Genomic DNA, 18,462 nt, shown 5'->3' with positions numbered 1-18,462 from the left:
AGCACTTAATCTCACATGGATGATGAATAAAAATGCAGCATATTGAACAAGGAAACCTGAAAAAAGGTTTAAGTAACCGGCATATTCAGCTCATCGCACTCGGTGGTTCAATTGGTACCGGACTGTTTCTTGGAATTTCACAAACGATCAAGCTTGCTGGGCCTTCTGTTATTTTAGGTTATGCCATTGCAGGCTTGATTGCCTTCTTAATGATGCGCCAGCTGGGTGAAATGATTGTACATGAACCTGTGAGCGGTTCTTTTAGTCATTTCGCTTATAAATACTGGGGCAAATTTGCCGGATTTATGTCGGGCTGGAATTACTGGGTACTGAATATTCTGGTCTGTATGGCCGAATTAAGTGCCGTCGGTCTTTATATCCATTACTGGTGGCCAGAAATTCCGACCTGGGTCTCTGCCCTCGGCTTCTTCATTTTCATCAATATCATTAATTTGCTTCACGTGAAATTATTCGGTGAAATGGAGTTCTGGCTGGCGATCATTAAAGTTGGTGCAATTATTGCCATGATTGCGTTCGGCAGCTACCTGCTTGCCAGTGGTAGCGGCCATAGCCAGTCCAGTCTGGAAAATTTATGGCAACTCGGCGGCTTCTTCCCGAATAGAATCATGGGCCTGATTATGGCGATGGCCATGATCATGTTTGCTTTTGGCGGCATTGAACTGGTCGGGATCGCAGCCGCTGAAACCGATAACCCGAAAAAGACCTTACCTAAAGCAGTCAATCAAATTGTCTACCGTGTCCTGTTATTTTATATCCTGAGTCTGGTAGTGATTTTATCACTTTACCCTTGGAACATGATGGCGCAAGGTGGTAGTCCATTTGTGATGATTTTTGATTCTCTCGGCAGTCAGACAGTTGCCGGAGTTTTGAATTTTGTGGTGTTAACCGCGGCGGTTTCGGTATATAACAGTACTAACTACTGTACCAGCCGTATGCTGTTAGGTTTAGCCCAGCAAGGTAATGCGCCGAAGTTCTTAAGCAAGATTAATCAGCGTGGCATCCCTGTGAATGCGGTGATGGTTTCAGCGTTTTTCACCTTGATGTGCGTTTTATTAAATTATCTGGTGCCGGAAAAAGCCTTTAGCATGTTGATGATGCTGGTGGTTGCTGCCATCGTGATTAACTGGCTTGTTATTTCCTATACTCATTTGAAATTCAAGACCTCCATGAATCGTACGCAGACTAGAACCGATTTTCCAAGTGTGGCTTATCCATTTACCAACTATTTATGTATCGCATTTATGGGCGGTATTCTGCTGATTATGAGCAGCACCCCGGACATGCGCGTTGCTGTCATCATGATTCCGGTCTGGATTGGTATTCTCTCGGTTGCCTACTTCTTTAAGCGCAAACAGGAATCTCAGACGGCTATGTTAGACAACAGCAAAATTAGCTCTTTACCAGAAGCGTAATCGCATATTGATTAGATTAGGATAGATTCATGTTTCAACATATTGATACTTATGCCGGTGATCCGATTCTCTCTTTAATGGAAGAATTCAACAAAGATCAGCGTAATAACAAAGTTAACTTAAGCATCGGCCTGTATTACAACGAAGATAATATCGTGCCACAGCTAGACTCAGTGCAAAAAGCCTATACTTACCTGACCCCTGACTATAATAAAGTTCGTGTTTACTTGCCGATGGATGGTCTGAACAGCTTTAACCAGGCTGCACAGGAATTAATTTTTGGAACTTCCAGCCCTGCCCGCGAGCAAGGCCGTGTAGTCACGATTCAGACCTTGGGCGGCTCAGGTGCGCTAAAAGTCGGCGCTGACTTTTTGAAAAAATATTTTCCAGAATCTGAAATCTGGGTGAGCCAGCCGACTTGGGAAAACCATATTGCCATCTTTAATGGCGCTGGTATTCAGACCCATTTCTATCCTTATTATGATGCAGAAACCAATGCCGTTAATGTACCGGCGATGCTGGATTGCTTAAAACAGCTGCCCGCTCAAAGTATTGTGTTATTACATCCATGTTGTCATAACCCGACCGGGGCAGACTTACAGCCACATGAGTGGGATCAAGTCATTGAAGTATTAAAGGCTCAATCCTTAATTCCGTTCCTGGATATGGCATATCAAGGTTTCGGTCAGGGTCTGGAACAGGATGCCTATGCCATTCGTGCACTTGATCAAGCCAGAATGAACTTTATCGTCAGTCATTCATTTTCCAAAATCTTCTCTTTATATGGAGAACGTATTGGTAGCTTAAGTTTTGTCTGTGATGACGCTACAAGCGCACAAAATGTTTTAGGCCAGTTAAAAGCTACAGTTCGCCGGATTTATTCAAGTCCAGCGGCCAATGGTGCGCTATTGGTCAGTCAGGTGTTAAATAATCCTGAACTGTTTCAGCAATGGCAGGCTGAAGTTGAAGAGATGCGCCAGCGTATTTTACGTATGCGTGGCTTACTCAAAGAAAAATTGTCTCAGGCATTGCCAGAACTTGATTTCAGCTACCTGACTCAACAGCAAGGTATGTTTAGCTATACTGGTTTAACTGCTGAGCAAGTGGATCTGTTAAAACAGCATTATGGTATTTATCTGGTTCGTAGTGGCCGGATGTGTACAGCAGGCCTGAACCTCAGCAATATTGATTATGTTGCCGAGTCGATGGCTGCGGTGATTAAAATGGAGAATGAAGCTGAACCATTGATCGCTTAAAAAACAGTAAGTTTTTAAAAGCCTTCTAGCTTGAGTGCTCGAAGGCTTTTTTTATGAATGGTGATTTGATCTTTTTAAATAAAAATAGAGTCAGGTCATGTTCTTGGGCAAAATCCGTAACCACTTGGATATCTATTCTTATTTTCATCTGGATACTTTTTGCTTTGGAATTAATGAGACTATATAAAACAGTGGAACATTGCTTCTTTATTAAGCGTTAAATATGAAAAATCATAAAAAAAGTCCGATCTGTGATGATCGGATTTTTTCTCATACAGTAAAATAATGATTTATAAAAGATAAATTTAAATATTTTTCGTATAACGTGTATTATGTTAATTTTAGAAAGACTTCATAAGTATTAATAAATTTATGTTCCGGGGCATTAAGAATTGATTCAGCTACTATAGTCTTTTATAGGAGCTAAGTATCCACTTTTTCTTAGGGGAATTTTATGCTTAGAACACTTCATATCTGTATAGGGATTGAATATCGACAAAAAGAGTTGTTTAAAAAAGCACTAATTAATAACAATATCAACTTTGAAATGTCTGGAGGAAATCTTCCTAAAAGAGTGGGCCCTTATTATAAAGACTTAGATATTATTCCCTGCCATTATTACCTCCTTGGAAGCAAAGACTGGAAAGAGGTTATTAAGGATCCGAAAAATATTAATCAATATGACGAATTTTCTGAGCCATTTCATATATTTTTATTACAAAATAAGTTTATAAATAACTACTTAAATCAATTCTCTACATTAGAAAAGGTTAAGGATTTTTTCATACCTAATGGCTCTCGCTTAATTTGTAGCTATGATAATTATATTCAGCATGAAGACATCATTTCATTTGGATCAGAAACAATAAATAACTTATCGAGGTTAGGTCTAGGAGTTGATTATAATCATGCACTTTATGATTAAACTTGATGTCTCACCCCACCTATTTAACATAAAGGCTGTTATACAAACTCTAAAGCATCTAAGAGGTAAGAGTCTCTGTTCAACTCTTCTCTTTCGTATCCATTAAAATAAGAATTCTAGTTTTCATAATTAAGCCACTTTTTAATTTCTCTACGATGATCAAAAGCTGGATATAAAAAAGATCCAGTACCTAAATTAGATCTGGATCTATGAAATGACTAAAAGTGATCTGCAATTAATGAAAGAGTTAGACAGCCACCTGTGGATTAAACAAGGCATCAATCTGCTGTTGAATCCCGAGCAGATAATCAATGGCTTGTTGCATCTGGTCTGCTGGCAACTGGTCTTCGGTGCCAATACAGGTAATAACATGATCAAGCTGTCGACTGAAGTTATATACTGGAATCGCCACCGCATGGATGCCTGCCATCATATCGCCGGTTACTGAAGCATAGCCCTGCTGTAGAATTTTCTCTTTAAGCTGCAAAAATTCTTCCCAGTTCGCAGGATATTGACCTGCTTTAGCGCTACTCGCCCACTCTTTTTCCAGCAGAGGCTTGATGATGTATTCTGGCTGCAGGCAGGCATGCAAGCGGCCTGTTGCCGACTTCAGCAAAGGCATGCGCGAGCCGACCCGGGTAATAATATTAAATACATGATTGGATTCAAGCGACTGAACCACGACAGCACCATCGGCAAACCATTTACTGACATGAATACTGCAATTTAAATGCTGCTGAATCTGCGTAATATATTTTTGGGTTAATTCCAGCATATCGGTACGTTTTAAGGCATTGACGCCAAATGCGTGAGCACGCTCACCCAGACTATAACGTCCATCACTGAGCTGCTGGGCATAACCTTTACGTATCAGACTCACCACATAGCGATGCACTTTTGCAGGATGCATAGACAGGACTTCTGACAGCTCTTTTAACATCATCGGTGCATTATGTTCAGTCAATGCATCGAGTACAGTTAATCCTACTTCTAGAGACTGCACTCCTCCCTGTAATTTTTCTTCCTCAACGCTCATCGTTTCATCCTGCATATACGCATTAATTTTCATGGCTCTATAAAACCATTGTACTACTGAAATCAAAAATCTTGCTCAGCCAAATCTGATTCCAGATTCAGATCATAACTTCATTTTAACAAATTTACATTATTCATAATCAAATTATTTATTGCGTAATTTAAAAATATAAGTATGATTCTGTATAGAACTTAAATTTTCCACGGAAAGGATTCATATTTATGACGACGCGTTTAAAGTCATTTGTCGACATCGCTCCTGATTCAGATTTCCCTTTAGAAAACTTGCCTTATGGTATTTTCAGTAATGAGCAAAACACCCAACCACGTGCTGGGGTGGCACTTGGAGAATGGGTGGTTGATCTAGCAGCATTGGAAGCAAAAAGTTATTTAAAGCTGGAACAAGGTCAGCAATTTTTTAATCAGCCAACTTTGAATAGTTTTATTGAGTCGGGTAAAGCCAACTGGTCTAAAGTACGTACGGAATTACAAAAGTTACTGTCAGCGGATCATGCTGAATTGCGTGACAACAAAGAGCTACGTGATCTGGTTTTCTTGAAACAGTCAGATGTCAAAATGCATCTACCGGTGCATATCTCAGGCTATACCGATTTCTATTCATCCAAAGAACATGCCACTAATGTCGGCTGTATGTTCCGTGATCCGAAAAATGCATTGTTAGCAAACTGGTCAGAACTTCCAGTCGGTTATAACGGCCGTGCCAGCTCCGTGATTGTTAGCGGGACAGAAATCGTGCGTCCATCTGGACAGATCAAATTACCGGATTCTGATCGTCCAGTATTTTCAGCATGTCGCAAGCTCGACTTCGAACTGGAAACCGGCTTTATCATCGGCAAGCCAAATAACTTAGGCGAGCCCATTGCGATTGAAAATGCCTGGAATCATATTTTTGGCATGGTGCTGTTCAATGATTGGTCTGCACGTGACTTGCAACAATGGGAATATGTACCGCTAGGTCCATTTAACGCCAAGACTTTTGCCTCTTCGATCTCGCCATGGATCGTGACCATGGAAGCGCTTGAACCGTTTAAAACCAGTTCACCTGCTCAGGAGCCAAAACCGCTGGCTTACCTACGTGAAGATAACAGCAGTAACAGCTATGACATCAATCTGTCTGTGGAAATTCAGCCTGAAAATTCAGACCAGGCTGATGTCATCTGCGAAACCAATTTCAAATATATGTACTGGTCGATGGCACAGCAACTGGCTCATCACACCATTGCCGGCTGTAATGTTCAGGTCGGTGATCTGATGGGTTCAGGTACGATTTCAGGCCCTACGCCTAATTCTTATGGTTCATTACTGGAAATTACCTGGAATGCCACCAAGCCACTGACTTTATCGAATGGTGAACAGCGTACCTTCATTCAAGACGGCGATACCGTGATCATGAAAGGTCATTGTGAAAAAGATGGCCTGCGTATCGGTTTCGGTGCTGTGAGCGGCAAAATCCTGCCAGCAATTGATTTCGGTTTTACTGAATAGTCCGGGGTGAAATCATGACCATGCAACTGTATACCTATTTTCGTAGTTCAGCCGCTTACCGGGTTCGTATTGCGCTCAACCTGAAAGGACTCGAAGCAGAACATATCCCGGTTCATCTGGTGAACAATGGCGGCGAACAGCATAGTGAAACATTTCGTCGGGTCAATCCGGGTGAGCTGGTCCCTGCCTTAATTGAAGATGATTTCACGCTGACCCAGTCGCTCAGCATGATTGAATATCTGGAAGAAAAATTTCCGGAAACTCCCCTGTTGCCCAAGAATTTGCAACAGCGTGCCCTGATCCGGGCCTTTAGTCTGAATATTGCCTGTGACATTCATCCACTCAACAACCTGCGTGTACTTCAGTACCTCAGTAAAACCCTGAATGCCAGCGATGAACAGAAAACCGAATGGTACAGACACTGGGTCGTCACCGGCTTAAAAGCGCTTGAAGCTCAATTAACGCATTCAAATGGCCAATTCTGTTTTGGAGATCAACCGAGCCTTGCAGATTGCTGTTTGATTCCACAGGTATATAACGCCAAACGTTTCAACATCGATCTTTCAGATTTTCCGAAAATTGAATCGATTTATGCCCATTGCAACTCACTGGATGCATTTCAAAAAGCTGCACCTGAAGCGCAGCCCGATGCAGCATAAGAACATATAAGGATATAAACATGACCATTCAAATCGAAAAAATTCACCATGTCGCCTACCGCTGTAAAGATGCCAAAGAAACCGTAGAATGGTACAAAAAAAACCTGAACATGGACTTTATCCTGGCTTTTGCTGAGGATCATGTCCCGTCTACCAAGGCTTTTGACCCATATATGCACCTGTTTTTAGATGCTGGTAATGGCAATGTTTTGGCCTTCTTTGAACTGCCCACCCAACCGGAAATGGGCCGCGATGAAAATACCCCGAAATGGGTGCAGCACATTGCCTTAAAAGTGAAGGATCGTCAGGCACTGGTTCAGGCCAAAGAGCATCTGGAAGCCAATGGCGTAGATGTACTGGGCATTACCAATCACGGCATTTTCCATTCGATTTACTTCTTTGATCCAAATGGTCACCGTCTGGAACTGGCTTATGATGATGAAAAAGCACCACAGAAAATCGCCATGATTACCGAAGAAATGAAGTATGACATGCTGGAACAATGGAGCAAAACCAAACGCGCGCCTTCACATACCCACTTCCTGCATGCGGATGAATTAGACCATAGCGCTCGTGAAGTGAAGATGGACTCTTGAATTTTAAGAAAAGGATTTCTGATGAATAAAGTCATTGCCAATGCTCAGGAAGCTTTAGCGGATATCGTGGCAGATCATCAAACGCTCGCCGTTGGCGGATTTGGTTTATGCGGTATTCCTGAAGCACTCATTGAAGCTTTAAAAAATACTGGTGTGATTGGCCTGACCTGTATTTCCAATAATGCCGGTGTGGATGATTTTGGTTTGGGCAAATTGCTGCAAACTAAACAGATCAAAAAAATGATTTCTTCTTATGTCGGTGAGAACAAGAAATTTGAGCGCCAATATCTGAATGGTGAACTGGAAGTAGAGCTGACACCTCAAGGCACACTGGCAGAAAAATTACGTGCTGGCGGTGCTGGAATTCCTGCTTTCTACACTCAAACAGGTGTTGGCACATTGGTTGCCGAAGGCAAAGAAGTCCGTGAATTTGATGGTAAAGAGTTTATTCTGGAAAAGTCATTAACCGCAGATGTGGCATTGGTTAAAGCCTATAAAGCGGATAAGGCCGGGAATCTGATCTTCCGTAAAACTGCGCGTAATTTCAATCCTGAATGTGCCATGGCCGGTAAAATCACTGTGGCTGAAGTTGAACAGGTTGTAGAGATTGGTGAACTTGATCCGGATGATATTCATCTCCCTGGAATTTATGTAAACCGAATTGTTGTCAATGCTGCACCGGAAAAGCGCATTGAACAGATGACCTTAAAGGCAGGAGCATAATCATGGCCTGGACTCGAAATGAAATGGCTCAGCGTGCGGCACAGGAACTGGAAGATGGTTTCTATGTCAATCTCGGTATTGGCTTGCCAACCTTGGTCGCCAACTATATTCCAGAAAATATCAATGTCTGGCTCCAGTCTGAAAATGGCCTCTTAGGCATTGATGAATTCCCGACTGCAGAAACAGTTGATGCAGACCTGATTAATGCCGGTAAACAGACAGTCACTGCCCGCAAAGGTGCTGCCTTCTTCTCAAGTGCTGAATCCTTTGCCATGATTCGCGGGGGCCACGTGAATATTGCGATTTTAGGTGCGATGGAAGTCTCTGAAACAGGTGATCTGGCCAACTGGATGATTCCGGGCAAGAAAGTCAAAGGTATGGGCGGTGCCATGGATCTGGTAGCAGGCGTGCAGAAAGTTGTCGTTCTAATGGAGCATACGGCGAAAGACGGTTCACCGAAAATCGTTCCTCAATGTACTTTGCCGTTGACCGGTAAAGGTGTCGTCAATCGGATCATTACGGATCTCGGTGTTATAGATATTACTTCACGCGGAGTGGTTCTGGTAGAACTCGCTCAAGATGTCACGCTGGAGCAGATTAAAGCTGCAACTGGGGTTGAGCTCATTACAGATAGGCTTGAGGCTGCCTGATTAATAGTTGGTCACTTTTAACGATCTCTGTTTAGTTAAGATAATGTGAATCTGGTACAAGCTTTTATCTTTATTATCCTATACAAAAAAATAGCCTTAAATCTATTCGATTTAAGGCTATTTTCAATGAGGGTAATGGTAGGAGTTAAATTCCGAAGCCCATCAACTTTAAATCATCATACGTCTAAACAAATTTTACCAATATGTTTGCCATCACGTTGATATTCAAAAGCTGCCTGAATCTCTTCTAGCGGGAACACTTTATCAATCATTGGATGAATATCTGTTGCTTCTAGGGCTCTGATCATATCCTGCTGTTCAGAACGGTTTCCTACCGTCACGCCTTTAATGGTCAGCTGTTTCGCCATAATTGCCGCTGTGGGTACATCTCCACTGATCCCGGTAAACACGCCAATCAAGGTAATGTGTCCGCCTATACGAGAAGCTGCGATGGATTGAGCCAGCGTACCCGGTCCGCCAATTTCAACAACATGATCAACGCCCCGGTTGCCTGTCATCTCAAAGATTTTCTCACCCCAGTTTTCTTCTTCGCGGTAATTTACAACACCAGCAACGCCCTGTTCGAGAAGCCATTTCGCTTTTTCATTTGATGAAGTCGTTGCCCACACCCTTGCACCCATCTTCAGGGCAAATTGAAGTGCAAATATTGAAACACCACCTGTTCCAAGGATTAGCACATCGTCTCCAGCTTTGATTTTTCCTTCCACCACCAGTGCACGCCATGCGGTTAATCCAGCCGTTGGTAGGGTTGCTGCTTCATGATGAGTCCAGCCTTTGGGAGCATGAGTAAACCAGTTTTCTGGTCGCACTACATATGAAGTTGCATAGCCATCAATTCCATCACCTGGCGTATAGCTAAAATCAGCTTGCGGACACTCAGCTTTCACCCAGTTAGGGAAAAACAGGGAAACGACATGATCTCCAACAGCAAATTCAGTCACCCCTTCGCCAATTTCTTCAACGACCCCCGCGCCATCGGCCATCAACAGTCGACCTGATTCTGCAGGAAGAACTCCTATTGCGACGTTATAATCATGGAAATTAAGTGAGTTACTGAGAATTCGAACTCTAATCTCTCCATGACCGGGCTTTCCAGGATCGTTAATATCTGCCAATTCTATTTGATCTAAACCTGGTGTTTGACCTCGTAAAGCTGCTTTCATAAATTCGACTCTATTTATTAAGCGATTGGTTTGCCATCTTATAACTTAGATTATAACGTTGACGTAGTTTTCTCATAAACACGAACAAAAAACGTTTACATCTTTACCCAACCCTGAGAAAAAGATCTGAATGAACTTTTAAAAACTACCTTCTATCGAATTCAAAAAATCCATTCATCTCTCAATCAGAAAGACTAAAATTTCATCAACTCAAATGCCTCAATTAAACAATTATTCATCTAAATTTTAAGATCTCACTTCCTCTACAAATCGATTTTTTACATTCTTTCTTAAATTTTCTGGACTATGAAATAACATGAATAATATTGGAACAAGTAAAATTTTTTAAATCATTTCTGATTAAATTTTAATCAATTTATTCTATTTGAGGATTTTTACTCAGCAACAACTATAAAAAATGCGAAAATTTTTAAGTCTTTATTTATATCAATAAATTTGTCTAAAAATTATTTTATTTACATATATATCAATAATATGATTAAAATATAATAACATTAACTAATAATTAAAAATAATTAAAAATAAAATTATTTAACTGTTTCGTAAATTTTTTTAAGGTTTTTTTATTCAAAAAAAACTATAGTGGCGCAGCAGTTAGCCATCATTAAAAAAATAGGAAATGGATATGAAAACATCAAATAGTTTGGGTAAAGGAATAGTCGTAGCTGCCCTCATTGCTACTACACAAATGAGTTATGCAGAATTTAAAAGATTCTCTGTATCTACCGGATGGTTACATATCAAATCACAAGGAAATGCCAATCCGATGCGAATTAAAACTGGCGTGGAAGAAGGAAGATCTGCTCGAGTAGGAGATATTACAGGTGATACCATCCGATCAAATATTGATTACAACAAGACTGATTTAACACCAGCTGAACAAGGTCTAATTGGGACAATCACCAGACCATTTTTGAATTATCCATCAATGTTTGACTGGATGCGTGATGGTTTTTATAACGAATTCGGGGATGATCCTGAAAAATTAAGAGATGCATTAACCAGTTTAACCGGTACGGCTGAGATTTCTGGCTTATCAAACTGGAACTCAAATGCGGGTATAGAAGTCGAAGATATTGATACTTTGGGCTTAATGCTGGACTACTATGTGAATGAAAATGTTTCTCTGCAAATGATTGGAGGCATTCCACCAAAAGTCGATTTGAAGGGTAAAGGACAAGTCTACGCACCATTTTCAGCAGTAGGTCATCCTATCGCGCCAAACCAGAACTTATATTTGAAAAATGATATTCTCATTACTGACTTAGATAAATATGATACTGCTGCTTCTGCACGTGCTTGGACACCTGCACTTGAGGCGATTTATCACTTTGGCAAACCGGGTGTTAACAAGTTCCGACCTTATATCGGTGCCGGTGTCATGTTTGCTCATTACACTGATATTAAATTAAATGGCGGCGTTAAAAATGATCTGATTGCAGCTGGCCACATGATTCAAAATATCTATGATGGTGAAGCAGGAGCAGCGCTCGAGGGTAGAGTTTCAAGTGGAGATATCCGGGTAAAAACCACCGCAGATGATGCTATTGCACCTATCGTCTCCTTAGGTTTTAACTATGATTTAAACTCTAGCTGGTATGCCACTGCGTCGGTGTCTTATGCAAAATTAAATAATAAGACCGATATCACGGTGACCAATAAAAATACGGGCGAGAAACTGATTCAGGCCTCTACCAAAATTGATGTCGATCCGCTAATTTCCTATGTGGGTATAGGTTATCGTTTTTAATTTTCATCAATTCTTATTTTAATTTTTTCAAGCACTGTCCCTTCTTTCCTTTGAGGCATGCATGATTATGCCACCACACGATCCGTGTGGTTTTTTTTGCATGTCACATTTGTAAGGCTTTCATTATTTCCTATGAAAGCCTTTTTTACTATTTATCAATATGAACTACTTTTCGATATTCTGGATTTCATAAGGAATAGATAAGTCTTCACAATCTTGGCCACTTGCTTCTAGAGGTAAAAATTGTGTGCTCATGCTATGTTTCAGTACGCCTTTCGATGTGTAGTCAAACTGATACATCTGCTGATGAACATAAACCTTATTTTTTTCTAAAGTCGTTATTTCTTCCAGATCACAATTCAAGGCTTTCACAGGCACCTTATCCCCAAGTTCCTGTAACTCGACTAAAAAGTGACATGATGGATGCAGGATTGTTTTAGGCTGCTCTGATTGATTTTCCCAACGGACCTGTAAAACAAGCTGATTCACAACTTCATCAGATGGTGTAACTTCAAGTGACTGATTTTCTTCTATCACTTCTAAAGTAATCGGATCTAAAAATTGAAGAGTACGCTTAACCCCCTGACAATCATCTGTTTTTGGTTTTGACAGCCAAATTGAGTAAGAATCCTTTAAAGGAACTCTCTCAACCACAATATCCACTCCAGAAGGCGGTTTTCCTCCGGTTCCAGTTCCACCTTTTACGACACCTGCTGAAAACTCTTCTCCACAACCAGCTAACAACGTCGCGCAGACAATAGACAATAAAATTCTTTTTTTATGTATCACTTTGATATATCCCTAAACAAAATGTCTGATTCGCATCAGATTTTCCTTCATCCAATTCACTACGTTCTAAAGCCAGTTTGAATAAATCTTCAGAATACTTTTCCCATAATTCGAGTGAATGCTTTTTAAGAATTTCAACTGATTCGCTCGTCAGTTCATCTGCTCGTATACTCTCTTCTAAAAAGCTCGTTTGTTCCGGACAAAAAATATTATGTAAACCCGCCTGCATATGGCTTTGCAAATTATCGGTCAATAGCTTGCGTATATCTTGCGAAGATTGATCCGGAATAAAACTTCTTTTTTCTAAAATGACTTGTTTTTTTTCCTGCCTGACAATTCCAAGACGGACCAATTCATTTAGCACCGATCTGGGATGCATTTCCTTTGAAACCCTATGGACTAATTTTACAAATGAATCTTGATCTGGATTATGAAAAGGCAGCTGTTCTGACCACTCTTCTGCTACCCATATCCCGACTACTCGGCCAGGAATATTCAATGCTTCCGTTTTGCCGGTATCAGTAATTAAGTAGCCATCTTCAATTGCTTGTTTGAAAGTAGTGATATCTTTACGGTGCAATCCTGACAATAAGCTGATTGCAGATATAGTGGCTTTTTTCTCAAGAGTTTCCAGTTCATTCACGGCTTGCAAATAAAAGATAGGCTTTAAAGCGGCAGAAAATTCTGTATAGCCCACCCCGGAGCGAATAAGCCATTTCGTTAAATGGTTCATTAGCAACAAAACTTGCTGTAAATTAAATTCAGTATCGTTTGTGGGTGAACTGCTCATGGGGTCAATATTTTCCCAACTTCCAAAATAAAAAATTTTCTAAGGTTCCATATTTAAAGCTATTTTGATGAATCTTAGAAAGAGAAAAGAATTTATCTTAAAATCTCTCACAATAATAATAAAATCTAATAAATATCTCGACTCGGAAGTCTCTCTATTTAAATACATATCTGGAAAACTAAGTTTTATTCCAGTTTTTAAAATTATCCATTCAATATAAAACCTATCAGCAATTATCAATCATTATTCGCCTTTGAATAATTAAGTTTTAACTATGATTAATTAAATACTTTAAGTAATAAACTAATATTAAAAACTTTTTTCACCCTAAGCTCAATTTTAAGAGTTCTTAATATAAAAAAATGTGGTACATAAAAAAGCCACTTATATAAGTGGCTTTTTTATAACAAGAATTTTGGTGGAGATGGCGGGAGTTGAACCCGCGTCCGCCAACACTACGCTCGAGAATACTACATGCTTAGATATCGTCTATTGTTTTAACACCAAGAGACCCGACGAACAGGGTTCAAGGTGCGATCCTCTAGATTTGGTATAAAGCCCCGAGGCTTGACTCTATACGGACTTGTGTGCGTTCGCTTCAGTCGGGATCTCTAACCACAAGTATTCAGAGATGCGGACAAGCAGCCCTTAGGCTGCTAGAGCGTAAGTTTCGTCGTTTGCGACTATTTAAATGCAAATTTTATTTACGAGAGAAAATGCGCTCTCGGCATGCATCTATGAGTTTCATCATCGGCGTCGAAGCCAAGAACATCCCCAAAGTACAAGCTCATCATAGCATAACTGGCAAAAAATACGATGCATTTTCTACACAAATACACTTTTGAATGCGCCTGATTACATAATTGCGCTAATATTTCATAATTCAAGTCAGCATTTAAAAAAATTATGAGCTATTTATTGGCACTCGACCAGGGAACGACATCTAGCCGTGCAATCATCTTTAATGAACACGGACAGATTCAGGCAACAGCTCAACGCGAAACCCATATTCAGACCCCACACTCCGGTTGGGTCGAACAGGATGCACAGGAAATCTGGAGCTCGCAAATTGCAGTGGTACAACAGGCGCTTGCTACCGCCCGGATTCTGGCCAAAGATATTAAAGCGATTGGCCTGACCAATCAGCGTGAAACGACTGTGGTATGGGATTGTCGTAATGGGAAGCCTCTTGCACCAGCGATTATCTGGCAGGATCGTCGTGCAACAGACTGGTGTAATCAGCTGATACAGCAAGGCCAGATGGATCAGGTACAACAAAAAACCGGGCTACGGATTGATCCTTATTTCAGTGCTGGCAAGCTGGTCTGGTTATTGGAACATGTGGATGGCTTACGTGAACTTGCAGAACAAGGTCATGTCGCTTTTGGCACTATTGATAGCTGGCTGATCTGGAACTTGACCCAAGGGGTTGAGCATATCATCGAAGCCAGTAATGCGTCCCGTACCATGTTGATGAATCTGCATACTCAACGCTGGGATGAGGAACTACTAGACCTATTTAATATCCCTGCTTCAGTCCTGCCACGAATCATCAGTTCCGATTGTCATATTGCAGATACAGCACCGGGTTTGTTAGGAGCCACCATTCCCATTATCGGCATTCTGGGTGATCAGCAATCTGCCTTGTTTGGCCAGTCTTGTTTCGAACCCGGTATGGCAAAAAATACCTATGGCACTGGCTGTTTTATGCTATTTAATACCGGCCATGACATTCAGCTCAGCCAGAATAAATTGCTTTCTACCCTCGCCTGGCAGGTACAGGAACAGACCAGTTATGCCTTAGAAGGTAGTGTTTTTATGGCCGGTGCAGTGGTGCAATGGCTACGTGATGGGCTTGGCATCATTCAAAAAAGCAGTGATATAGAGAAGTTGGCCTGTAAAGTTGAAGATACTGACGGCGTGGTCTTAGTTCCTGCTTTTACCGGATTGGGTGCACCGCATTGGGATAGTGAAGCGCGTGCCCTGCTTTGTGGCATGTCACGAGGAACCAATAAGGCCCATATTGCCCGCGCCGCGCTGGAATCGATTGCCTTTCAGGTCTCCGATGTATTGACTGCGATGCAATCGGATATTGCCCATCCTTTAAAAGAACTACGCGTCGATGGTGGCGCCAGCTGTAATGATATGCTGATGCAGTTCCAGGCTGACCTGCTCAATGTTCCTGTCATGCGTCCAAAAATGCTGGAATCCACCGCTTGGGGTGCAGCAGCGATGGCTGGTTTAAAATCTGGCGTATTTTCCAGCCTTGATGAAATCTCTCAGTCCTGGCAGCTAGACCGGGCCTTTGAACCCAAAATGCAGAATGATGAACGTGAAGCACATTTAGCCAAATGGCAAAATGCTTTGAAACGGGCCAAATCAGATTTATAAGATCGAAAAAAACCGCTAAATAGTTAGCGGTTTTTTATGTTGGAAAATATTAATGTGATGGCATTCCACCCACACCCGCTTTCGGTCGTGGTGCCAACCAGACGATTAAAGCAGCAAAAATAAAAACCATCGCCAAAATCAAAAATAGGTGATTAGCAGACAGGGTTAATGCTTCTTTATCCACCAGACTGGAAATATAACCCAAGGCACTGTCCGAACTCATGCCCTGTGCCATTAAGGTATTCTGAGTTTCTTCGACATTCAGTTTACCGACCAGCTCACTGCGGGCCACTTTACTATGATCATCCCAGATCGTGACTGCAATTGAAGCTCCGATCGCTCCAGCCATGGTCCGCAGAAAGTTCATCAAACCAGCCGCTGAAGCCATTTCCTGAGGCTGGACTGAGGCCAATGCCATATTGGAGAGTGGAATGAAGAAGAATGGCACCGCAAAACCTTGCAGAATCTGTGGCCAGGCCAATGCCATAAAATCAGCATCCGTAGTCCAGAATGCCCGCATCAAAGTCACAACGGCGAGCAAGGTCAAACCGAAACTGGCCAGAATGCGCTGATCATATTTGGTCGCCATCTTCGCCACAATCGGTGACATCAACAGGCTACCAAAACCCATGGTTGCGGTTAAATAACCTGCCCAAGTGGCCGTATAACCCAGATTAATTTGCACCCACTGTGGAATCAGTACAATACTGGAAAAGAAGGCACCGAAGGCAAAGGCCAATGACAGCACAGCAAAGGTAAACCCGCGATATCGGAAGATCCGGATATCTACAATCGGATGCCGTTCGGTCAGTTCCCAGATGGTAAAGATGATTAAACCGACTATGGCAAGCACCGCCAAGGTCCCAATAAAGGAACTGCTAAACCAGTCATGTTCATGACCGAGATCTAACATTAATTGCAGCGCACCAATCCAAAGAATCAGTAAGAACAAACCACCTTTATCAATCTTCAAAGCATTGGTTTCAGTTTCTGCTGGTTTTAATAGCTTCAATGCAGCCAGACCGCAGAACAAACCCACCGGGATATTAATAAAGAAAATCCAGTGCCAAGACAGGTTATCACTAATCGTACCGCCGAGAATTGGACCGAGAATTGGACCGACAACGGTGGTCATTGCCCACATCCCCATCGCTTGGGATTGTTTTTCAGGTGGGAAAATTCGCAGTAATAAAGTCTGGCTTAGCGGCATGATTGGGCCACCGAACAACCCCTGCCCGATCCGGCAAAACACCAGCATTTCCAGACTGGTAGAAATCCCGCATAGAATCGAAAAAATGGTAAAACCCAGCAGGCAGACACCAAACAGGCGTACGCTACCAAAGCGACCCGCCAGCCATCCTGTCAAAGGTACACAGATCGCTTCTGCGACTGCATAAGACGTAATGACCCAGGTGCCTTGCGAGCTGGAAACTGCCAGACTACCGGTAATATGCGGTACCGAGACATTGGCAATGGTCATGTCCAGCACGACCATGAAATTGGCCAATGCCAGCACAAAGGCCGCCAGCATCAGCTTGCCGCCAGTCAGATTCCCATATGGAACATATTTATTCATCGGGAATTACTTCTTGAAGTGGATTTCAGCTTCCATCGACAGACCCACACGTAGCGGATGCTCAGCCAGCTCTTTCGGATCCAGCTGAATACGCACTGGCAAACGCTGTACCACTTTGATCCAGTTACCCGTTGCATTCTGAGCCGGAATCAGAGCAAAAGCTGAACCTGTACCGCCAGAGAAGCCAACCACAGTGCCGTGATATTTCACCGATTTACCATACAGATCAGACGTCAGTTCAGCTTTCTGCCCGACACGGACTTTTTCCAGCTGGCTTTCTTTGAAATTGGCATCAACATAGAGCTGATCTACTGGTACGACCATCATCAGCATTGTACCTGGCGCAACACGTTGACCCACCTGAATTGAACGGCGTGAAACCACCCCATCAAAAGGTGCTTTAATTACAGTACGTTCTAAGTCTAGCTCGGCCTGTTTCAGTTTGGCTTCAGCCACAAGTACATCAGGAGTCGAATTTTCATTCGCGCCTTGAATCAAGGCTTCATTCGCCGCTAAATTGCTTTGTGCGGCTTTCTGGCTGGATCTTGCTTGTGCCAGACCCGCTTCAGCAGAAGCTACGCCAGCTTTGGCCGTATCCAATGCAGATTGTGCTGTACTGAGTTCTTCTTTAGACACTGCACCGCTCGCACTGAGTTTTTCACGACGCGTATATTCATCTTGTGCTTTATGTAAGGCTGCCTGAGCCTGAGCCAGCTGGGCTTCGGCACTGCGAATTGCATCATCACTAACCCCAATCTGTGAGCTTAAAGCCCCGCTATTGGCCGCAGTCTGTTTGTACTGGCGCTTGGCTTTGGTCAGTTCTGCACGTGCCTGAGCCACTGCAATTTTGGCATCACGGTCATCGATTTTGGCCAGGATATCGCCCTGTTTGACCGCTTGGGTATCATGGACAAGTACTTCAGCAACCTGGCCACTCACCATAGACGTGATAGAAGCCGTTTCAGCACCGACATAAGCATTTTCAGTACTGACTGAATTGTTCAGAAAGAATTTCCACACCAGAAACAGCACCAGTGCAATCACCATAAGGAGGGCAACAATACTCAGGGCTTTTTTACGTTTATTTTTTAAAGCTTGATCCGAAGTTGTATCTGATGCGTTTTCTGGCAGGGTGTCTTGTACATCTGTCATTGATTTTTTCCTAAATCCAACAGACT

16 protein-coding genes and 1 other RNA gene are annotated in these 18,462 nt (G+C 42.2%); 10 read left to right on the top strand and 7 right to left on the bottom strand.

Features of this window, described 5'->3' with window-relative positions; translation table 11 throughout:
- The first annotated feature begins 32 nt into the window (after positions 1–32).
- The 3 genes from FTV13_RS06545 to FTV13_RS06535 all read left to right on the top strand — a co-directional run bounded on the left by FTV13_RS06545 (position 33) and on the right by FTV13_RS06535 (position 3,614).
- The gene (locus FTV13_RS06545) at positions 33–1,433 is read left to right on the top strand and encodes an amino acid permease (protein WP_180011415.1); all 1,401 of its coding nucleotides are present in this window, start codon (positions 33–35) and stop codon (positions 1,431–1,433) included.
- Positions 1,434–1,462: 29 nt separating this feature from the next.
- A complete protein-coding gene (locus FTV13_RS06540; protein ID WP_180011414.1) occupies positions 1,463–2,689 on the top strand; it encodes an amino acid aminotransferase in 1,227 nt (408 codons plus the stop codon).
- A 454-nt stretch (positions 2,690–3,143) separates the two neighbouring features.
- Positions 3,144–3,614 (top strand): hypothetical protein, encoded by a 471-nt coding sequence (locus FTV13_RS06535; RefSeq protein WP_180002435.1) that lies wholly within the window; start codon positions 3,144–3,146, stop codon positions 3,612–3,614.
- Between the two features lie 247 nt (positions 3,615–3,861).
- Here FTV13_RS06535 and FTV13_RS06530 read toward each other — a convergent pair whose 3' ends face one another.
- Positions 3,862–4,683: an IclR family transcriptional regulator gene (locus FTV13_RS06530; protein WP_051065369.1), complete on the bottom strand. Its 822-nt coding sequence runs from the start codon at positions 4,681–4,683 to the stop codon at positions 3,862–3,864.
- A 188-nt stretch (positions 4,684–4,871) separates the two neighbouring features.
- On the opposite strand from FTV13_RS06530, the gene fahA reads away from it, so the two are divergent.
- Genes fahA through FTV13_RS06505 form a run of 5 tightly spaced genes read left to right on the top strand, consistent with a single transcriptional unit; the run spans position 4,872 to position 8,783 of the window.
- Positions 4,872–6,155, top strand: coding sequence for a fumarylacetoacetase (gene fahA, locus FTV13_RS06525; protein ID WP_180011412.1), 1,284 nt, complete (start codon positions 4,872–4,874; stop codon positions 6,153–6,155).
- 20 nt (positions 6,156–6,175) lie between these two features.
- Positions 6,176–6,814, top strand: a complete 639-nt coding sequence (gene maiA / locus FTV13_RS06520) for a maleylacetoacetate isomerase (RefSeq protein ID WP_180011455.1) — start codon at positions 6,176–6,178, stop codon at positions 6,812–6,814.
- A gap of 20 nt (positions 6,815–6,834) precedes the next feature.
- Positions 6,835–7,410, top strand: a complete 576-nt coding sequence (locus FTV13_RS06515; protein WP_180011410.1) for a VOC family protein — start codon at positions 6,835–6,837, stop codon at positions 7,408–7,410.
- 21 nt (positions 7,411–7,431) lie between these two features.
- Positions 7,432–8,133 (top strand): CoA transferase subunit A, encoded by a 702-nt coding sequence (locus FTV13_RS06510; RefSeq protein WP_180011408.1) that lies wholly within the window; start codon positions 7,432–7,434, stop codon positions 8,131–8,133.
- A gap of 2 nt (positions 8,134–8,135) precedes the next feature.
- On the top strand, positions 8,136–8,783 hold the full coding sequence (locus FTV13_RS06505) for a CoA transferase subunit B (protein ID WP_180011405.1): 648 nt from the start codon (positions 8,136–8,138) through the stop codon (positions 8,781–8,783).
- A gap of 176 nt (positions 8,784–8,959) precedes the next feature.
- Here the strand turns inward: FTV13_RS06505 and FTV13_RS06500 are convergent, their stop codons facing one another.
- Complete coding sequence (locus FTV13_RS06500; RefSeq protein WP_180011404.1) at positions 8,960–9,967, bottom strand: NAD(P)-dependent alcohol dehydrogenase; 1,008 nt, start codon at positions 9,965–9,967, stop codon at positions 8,960–8,962.
- Positions 9,968–10,613: 646 nt separating this feature from the next.
- Here FTV13_RS06500 and FTV13_RS06495 point away from each other — a divergent pair.
- Positions 10,614–11,738: an OmpW family protein gene (locus FTV13_RS06495; RefSeq protein WP_180011402.1), complete on the top strand. Its 1,125-nt coding sequence runs from the start codon at positions 10,614–10,616 to the stop codon at positions 11,736–11,738.
- Between the two features lie 165 nt (positions 11,739–11,903).
- Here FTV13_RS06495 and FTV13_RS06490 read toward each other — a convergent pair whose 3' ends face one another.
- From FTV13_RS06490 to ssrA, 3 genes are all read right to left on the bottom strand, one after another.
- Complete coding sequence (locus FTV13_RS06490) at positions 11,904–12,527, bottom strand: hypothetical protein (RefSeq protein ID WP_180011400.1); 624 nt, start codon at positions 12,525–12,527, stop codon at positions 11,904–11,906.
- Positions 12,517–13,317: a DUF6502 family protein gene (locus tag FTV13_RS06485; RefSeq protein WP_180011398.1), complete on the bottom strand. Its 801-nt coding sequence runs from the start codon at positions 13,315–13,317 to the stop codon at positions 12,517–12,519. The genes FTV13_RS06490 and FTV13_RS06485 overlap by 11 nt, the downstream gene beginning before the upstream one ends.
- 416 nt (positions 13,318–13,733) lie before the next feature.
- Positions 13,734–14,093, bottom strand: a transfer-messenger RNA (tmRNA) gene (gene ssrA, locus FTV13_RS06480).
- Between the two features lie 130 nt (positions 14,094–14,223).
- Between ssrA and glpK the strand changes: the two genes are divergently transcribed.
- Positions 14,224–15,708, top strand: coding sequence for a glycerol kinase GlpK (gene glpK, locus FTV13_RS06475; RefSeq protein WP_180011397.1), 1,485 nt, complete (start codon positions 14,224–14,226; stop codon positions 15,706–15,708).
- A 49-nt stretch (positions 15,709–15,757) separates the two neighbouring features.
- On the opposite strand, the gene FTV13_RS06470 is transcribed toward glpK, so the two are convergent.
- Together FTV13_RS06470 and FTV13_RS06465 are read right to left on the bottom strand one after the other, a co-directional pair.
- Positions 15,758–17,284: a DHA2 family efflux MFS transporter permease subunit gene (locus FTV13_RS06470; protein ID WP_180011395.1), complete on the bottom strand. Its 1,527-nt coding sequence runs from the start codon at positions 17,282–17,284 to the stop codon at positions 15,758–15,760.
- Between the two features lie 6 nt (positions 17,285–17,290).
- The gene (locus FTV13_RS06465) at positions 17,291–18,436 is read right to left on the bottom strand and encodes an HlyD family efflux transporter periplasmic adaptor subunit (RefSeq protein WP_179992940.1); all 1,146 of its coding nucleotides are present in this window, start codon (positions 18,434–18,436) and stop codon (positions 17,291–17,293) included.
- Between the last annotated feature and the right edge of the window lie 26 nt (positions 18,437–18,462).

This window comes from Acinetobacter sp. YH12235 (assembly GCF_013417705.1).
GTDB lineage: Bacteria > Pseudomonadota > Gammaproteobacteria > Pseudomonadales > Moraxellaceae > Acinetobacter.
The sequence above is the reverse complement of the archived record's forward strand: the minus strand, read 5'-3'. Positions and strand labels throughout refer to the sequence as shown.

Excerpts from the sequence above, each read along its gene's own strand:
- FTV13_RS06500 (WP_180011404.1), bottom strand. The coding sequence starts at position 9,967 with ATGAAAGCAGCTTTACGAGGTCAAACACCAGGTTTAGATCAAATAGAA.
- FTV13_RS06545 (WP_180011415.1), top strand. The coding sequence starts at position 33 with ATGCAGCATATTGAACAAGGAAACCTGAAAAAAGGTTTAAGTAACCGG.
- FTV13_RS06485 (WP_180011398.1), bottom strand. The coding sequence starts at position 13,317 with ATGAGCAGTTCACCCACAAACGATACTGAATTTAATTTACAGCAAGTT.
- FTV13_RS06535 (WP_180002435.1), top strand. The coding sequence starts at position 3,144 with ATGCTTAGAACACTTCATATCTGTATAGGGATTGAATATCGACAAAAA.
- fahA (WP_180011412.1), top strand. The coding sequence starts at position 4,872 with ATGACGACGCGTTTAAAGTCATTTGTCGACATCGCTCCTGATTCAGAT.
- glpK (WP_180011397.1), top strand. The coding sequence starts at position 14,224 with ATGAGCTATTTATTGGCACTCGACCAGGGAACGACATCTAGCCGTGCA.
- FTV13_RS06505 (WP_180011405.1), top strand. The coding sequence starts at position 8,136 with ATGGCCTGGACTCGAAATGAAATGGCTCAGCGTGCGGCACAGGAACTG.
- FTV13_RS06470 (WP_180011395.1), bottom strand. The coding sequence starts at position 17,284 with ATGAATAAATATGTTCCATATGGGAATCTGACTGGCGGCAAGCTGATG.
- FTV13_RS06495 (WP_180011402.1), top strand. The coding sequence starts at position 10,614 with ATGAAAACATCAAATAGTTTGGGTAAAGGAATAGTCGTAGCTGCCCTC.
- FTV13_RS06510 (WP_180011408.1), top strand. The coding sequence starts at position 7,432 with ATGAATAAAGTCATTGCCAATGCTCAGGAAGCTTTAGCGGATATCGTG.
- maiA (WP_180011455.1), top strand. The coding sequence starts at position 6,176 with ATGCAACTGTATACCTATTTTCGTAGTTCAGCCGCTTACCGGGTTCGT.
- FTV13_RS06530 (WP_051065369.1), bottom strand. The coding sequence starts at position 4,683 with ATGAAAATTAATGCGTATATGCAGGATGAAACGATGAGCGTTGAGGAA.
- FTV13_RS06465 (WP_179992940.1), bottom strand. The coding sequence starts at position 18,436 with ATGACAGATGTACAAGACACCCTGCCAGAAAACGCATCAGATACAACT.
- FTV13_RS06540 (WP_180011414.1), top strand. The coding sequence starts at position 1,463 with ATGTTTCAACATATTGATACTTATGCCGGTGATCCGATTCTCTCTTTA.
- FTV13_RS06515 (WP_180011410.1), top strand. The coding sequence starts at position 6,835 with ATGACCATTCAAATCGAAAAAATTCACCATGTCGCCTACCGCTGTAAA.